This window comes from Hypericibacter sp., from assembly GCF_050729195.1.
Taxonomy (GTDB): Bacteria; Pseudomonadota; Alphaproteobacteria; order Dongiales; family Dongiaceae; genus Hypericibacter.
In genome coordinates this window covers 1-4,798 of the sequence record NZ_JBOHKS010000046.1, presented here as the reverse complement: position 1 = coordinate 4,798, position 4,798 = coordinate 1, and the positions used below count along the sequence as shown (strand labels likewise).

The following is a 4,798-nucleotide window of genomic DNA, read 5'->3' as shown; positions in this document are numbered from 1 at the left end:
CAGATCCCAGCCGCCCGAGAAGAAGCGCCCGGCCGCGGTCACGATGGCAACGCGCAAGGTCGGATCGTCGCGATATTCCGAGAAGACCTCGCCCAGCCGCTGGCTGATGCCCGGATCGATCGCATTCGCCTTCGGCCGGTCGAGCGTGATCTCGATAACCTGATCATGGCGCTCGGTACGCACCCCTTCGGCATAGCTCGTGACGGTCATCGGAGGCGGTCTCCTCGGGTTCGGGATTAATCGGAGCGCGACGGTGGCGGGCCCATCAGGGCCGGCAGGAACAGGAAGATGGTCGAGAGCATGATCAGCAGAGACAGCAGCAACAACAGGCCCATGCCCGCCGTTCCCGGGTGGGTGGAGAGCGCGAGGCCGCCGAAGGAGGCGGCGGTGGAAAGCGCGCTGAAGAGCACGGCCCGCGCCGTGCTCGAGGTCAGCGGATGGGTCACGCCCTTGCGCCAGTTCACCACGAAATAGATCGTGAAGGCGACGCCGATGCCGAGCAGCAGGGGCAGCGCGATGATATTGGCGAAGTTGAACTCGAGGCCGGCGACGACACAGACCAGGATCGTCGCGAACCCCGCCACCAGGATCGGCGCCAGGACCAGCAGCACGTCGCGCAGTCGGCGCAGCAGCAATCCCAGCATCAGCGTGATGGCAATGAGCGCGGTGATGGTGGCGATGCGGAAGGCGTTGGCCACGGCCCGCCCCGCCTCATAGATCTGAACCGCCGAGCCGGTGGCATCGGGCACGACCGTGCGCGCGGCCGTCACCAGCTCGGTCACCGTGTCGTTGTCGTTGCTGTCGCCCGACGGCATGGCCTGGACCCGCGCCCTTCCGTCCGACGCGATCCATTCGCGGCGCAGATCCTCGGGCAGCTTGCTCAGATCCAGCGGCTCGGCCGTGAGTGCCAGCGACAGCGTCTTGAGGCGCGCATCGAGGCCGGCGACCAGCATCTGGGTCAATTCGGGAAAGAGCTTGGCGTCGCCGGCGGCGGCCCGATCGAGGGCGGCCGCAAGACGCTGAGCCACCGGCAGGTCCGGAAGCGCCTGGCGCAGCTTCTCGGCGCAGTTTTTCATCGAGGCCCGGATTTGGTCGTCGGTCGGCGGCGGCTTGGTCTCGGTCTGGTCCAGGGTTGGACCGATCAAGAGCTGGAGATCGCCGATGATCGCGAGCTTGGCGTCCTGGTCCTGAGGGATGAAGCTGGCCGCGGTCAGGACCGCCGAGACCTCGGGCAAGGCCGAAAGCTTCTTCGCGATGTCCTGGGCCGCGTCGATGTTAGGCGCCAGCAATTCGATCGAGAAAGGCGAATTCAGCGGGTCGCGCATCAGGTCGAGGATGGTGGCCATCGATTCGACCTTGCGGTCGCGCAGATGCAGCGGGTTGAAGTCGAACTGCAGCCAGAATGCGGCGGCAAGCCCGAGCAGGGTCACGAGCCCGAAGCCGGCCAGGATCCCGCAGCGTTGCCTAAGCAGGAACTCGTCAACCCCGGCCGCCCAGCCATAGCCCATCTCGCGGGGCGTGCCGCTGGGCTTGAGCAGGGCCAGCAGGGCCGGCAACAAGGTCAGGTTCAGCACCAGCGTGATGATCATGCCCGCGGTCGCGATCAGCCCCAGTTCCGAGACACCGCGATAGTCGGTCGGCAGGAAAGACGCAAAGCCGACGGCGATGGCCGCCGCCGCCAGGGTGAGGGGCCGCGCCATGGCATAGCCGGTGCGCCGCAGCACGGTCGCGGGATCGGCATCGAGAAAGCGCTCCTGGCCGAACCGCACGCCGAACTGGATGCCAAAATCGATCGACAGCCCGATGAACATCACGGCGAAGGCGACGGAGATCGGGTTGAGCGGATTGACGGTGAAAGACGCGAAGGCAAAGGTCAGCACCAGCCCGACCAGCAGCGTGATGAAGCTCGCCAGGATCAGCTTGGCGGAGCGCAGTGCCACCAGCAGCAGGATCAGCACCAGCGTGATCGAGACCGCGAGCGCGGTGCCCAGCCCTTGCGTGGCCGTCTGCAACTCTTCGTCCTGCAGCGCCACCGAGCCCGTCAACCGGACCGTGACGCCCTTGTCGGGTGTCAGCCCCAGCGCCACCGCCTGGTCACGGATGAATTTCGAGGGCACCGCCGCCGTGGCGAGCGAGCTGAAATCGCGCACCGGCTGGGTCAGGATGAGATGGCGCAGGTCGCGCTGCTCGATCGGCCGGTCCAGCAACAGCGTCTGCCAGGAGAGCGGCTTCGGCTTGCCGTCGAGCGTGCTGGTCAGCGATGCCTCGATCGCATCGAGCGGGCGCTGGAGCAGCGCCAGACCGGCCACCTGATGGGCAACGCCGTCCGCCGCCAGCGCCAGCATGTCGAACAGGCCCCGCAAGCTCGGATCGGCGCGCAGGCTGCCGATGAAAGGCTGCGCGGTCGCAATCGAGTCAGACATCTTCTGCAGCGTGTCGACCGGCAGGAACAGCAAACCGTAGCGCTGGAAGAAGGCTCCGCCATCGGGGCGCCGGACGCTGATGAAGAGGTCCGGGCGCGCCGCCAGCTTCTCATAGAGCGCCTGGGTGGCATCCTCGGCCTGGTCGGGCGTGCTGCCATCGACCACGACCACGAGCTGTCCGCCGTCCTGGGGGAACAGATTGCCGAGTTCTTCCCATTGCTGACGCCAGGGCAGCTTGCGCGAGATCATCGCCGAGGTGTCGCTGTTCATCTTGAGCGTATGGGCGACATGAACCCCCGCCCAGACGGTCAGGACGGCCAGCAGCAACACCACGAGCAGGGCGCGGCGGGCGCTCCAACCGACCAGGGCAGCAACAACGCGCTCGAGCATGAAACCAGGGTTCTCTAGAGGATAGGGATCCGGCGCCAAGGGAGCGGCGCGCCATCTTACCAGCCGCCGGCCCGTTATGGACCCGGGCCCCCGAATATCGCCCCCGGCGCTGGAGTCTTGATACCGGTTGCGAGGCTCCTATGCCAGCCCAGGTGGGGTTTCGGCAACTGGCTTCACAGGCGAAATTCGTTAAACTTGGCCGGAGCGCCGATCCTGAAAGCCGATCGGCCGCCCCTGCTTGATCCGAGGTGAATGGCATGAACCGGCTGGATGCGGCTCAGATCCGGGATTTCCAACAGGATGGCGCTGTCGCCCTGCGCGGCCTGTTCCGCGAATGGGTCGAGCCCTTGCGTACTGGCATCGAACGCAACATGGCCGAGCCCAGTTCCGTCGCCCGCATCTATCCGGCCAAGGATGGCTCGGGTCTGTTCTTCGGCGATTACTGCAATTGGAGCCGCTTTGCCGAATATGCCGATTTCCTGCGGCACTCGGCCTTGGCCGAAACCACCGCGCAGCTCATGGGCGCCCGAACCGTGCGGTTGTTCCACGAACACGTACTGGTAAAGGAACCGGGCACGGACATGCCCACGCCCTGGCATCACGACCAGCCCTATTACAGCGTCGATGGCGAGCAGAATTGTAGCGTCTGGGTGGCGCTGGACACGGTGCCTCTCGATACCGCCGTCGAGTTCGTCGCCGGCTCGCATCGCTGGGGCCGCTGGTTCCGGCCGGAGAAATTCGACCGCACCGCGCTCAACCAGGATGACGGGCTGGAGCCCGTTCCGGATATCGACGCCGAGCGCAGCCGCCATCGTGTTCTGAGCTGGGAGCTGGAGCCCGGCGACGCGGTCGCCTTCCATTTCCTGACGCTCCATAGCGCACCGGGCAACCGCGCCACGGGCCGGCGCCGGCGCGCCTTCTCGGCCCGCGTCGTCGGCGACGATGCGCGCTGGGCGGTGCGCAAAGGCAAGACCTCGCCGCCTTTCACCGGCGTGACGCTGGCCGCCGGTGAGGCCCTGCAGGGTCCTGAATTTCCAGTGCTTTACCCACCGCCGGCCTGATCGGAGCCTGCGCCCCACCCGGACGGGGGGTTGAAGGTGGCGCCTGCCTCGCTTATGGCTCTTCAGCGCCTGGGGCACGTCCTTCCGTTCCGCCCCGGTTTTGCCAGCCCAAGGAGCCTCTCGTCATGACCGACCGCATGGCCGGTATCGCCGCTTTGGCCGTCAGCACGATGACGGAGCGCGAGCGGGCCCATTTCGCCCAGAGCCACCCGAAATCGCACAAGCTCGCCCAGGAAGCGCACGCGCATTTCCCGGGCAGCGTGCCGATGAGCTGGATGACGGATTGGTCGACGCCCTACCCGATCTTCGCCAAGCGCGCCTCGGGCGCGCAGATCTGGGACGTCGATGGCAACACTTATTCGGATTTCTGCCTGGGCGATACCGGCTCCATGTTCGGCCATTCGCCGGCGCCGGTGGTCGAAGCTTTGCGCGAGCATGCCGATAAGGGCCTGACCTACATGCTGCCGACGGAGGATGCGATCGCGGTTGGCGAGTTGCTGTCGCATCGCTTCGGCCTGCCCTTCTGGCAGATGGCGACGACGGCGACCGACGCCAACCGCTTCGTGCTGCGCCTCGCGCGCGGCATCACCGGCCGGCCGAAGATCCTGGTCTTCAATGGCTGCTATCACGGCACCGTCGACGACACCTATCTGCGCCTCAAGGGCAATCACGAAGTGCCCCGCCCTGGCCTGATCGGCCAGGCCCAGGATCTGACCGCGGTCGCCACTGTCGTCGAATTCAACGACGTTGCTGCGCTGGAATCGAAATTGATGCAAGGCGACATCGCAGCCGTGATTTGCGAGCCCGCCATGACCAATATCGGCATGGTGTTGCCGGAGCCGGGATTCCACGAGCATCTGCGCGAGCTCACCCGCCGCCACGGCACGCTGCTGGTGATCGACGAGACGCACTGTATCTCGACCG

The 4,798-nt window shown here is 66.3% G+C and carries 4 protein-coding genes; 2 read left to right on the top strand and 2 right to left on the bottom strand.

Features of this window, described 5'->3' with window-relative positions:
- Positions 1-210 (bottom strand): enoyl-CoA hydratase-related protein (locus tag ACREE8_RS03455; RefSeq protein ID WP_431571581.1); only part of this gene is annotated, 210 nt, incomplete at its 3' end.
- Positions 211-236: 26 nt separating this feature from the next.
- Positions 237-2,813, bottom strand: coding sequence for an MMPL family transporter (locus ACREE8_RS03450; RefSeq protein WP_431571580.1), 2,577 nt, complete (start codon positions 2,811-2,813; stop codon positions 237-239).
- A gap of 257 nt (positions 2,814-3,070) precedes the next feature.
- Here ACREE8_RS03450 and ACREE8_RS03445 point away from each other — a divergent pair, with 257 nt between their 5' ends.
- Positions 3,071-3,874, top strand: a complete 804-nt coding sequence (locus tag ACREE8_RS03445) for a phytanoyl-CoA dioxygenase family protein (RefSeq protein WP_431571579.1) — start codon at positions 3,071-3,073, stop codon at positions 3,872-3,874.
- A 125-nt stretch (positions 3,875-3,999) separates the two neighbouring features.
- A partial coding sequence (locus ACREE8_RS03440) for an aminotransferase class III-fold pyridoxal phosphate-dependent enzyme (protein ID WP_431571578.1) occupies positions 4,000-4,798 on the top strand: 799 nt, incomplete at its 3' end.

Coding starts and splice junctions, on each gene's coding strand:
- ACREE8_RS03450 (WP_431571580.1), bottom strand. CDS start 2,813: ATGCTCGAGCGCGTTGTTGCTGCCCTGGTCGGTTGGAGCGCCCGCCGC.
- ACREE8_RS03445 (WP_431571579.1), top strand. CDS start 3,071: ATGAACCGGCTGGATGCGGCTCAGATCCGGGATTTCCAACAGGATGGC.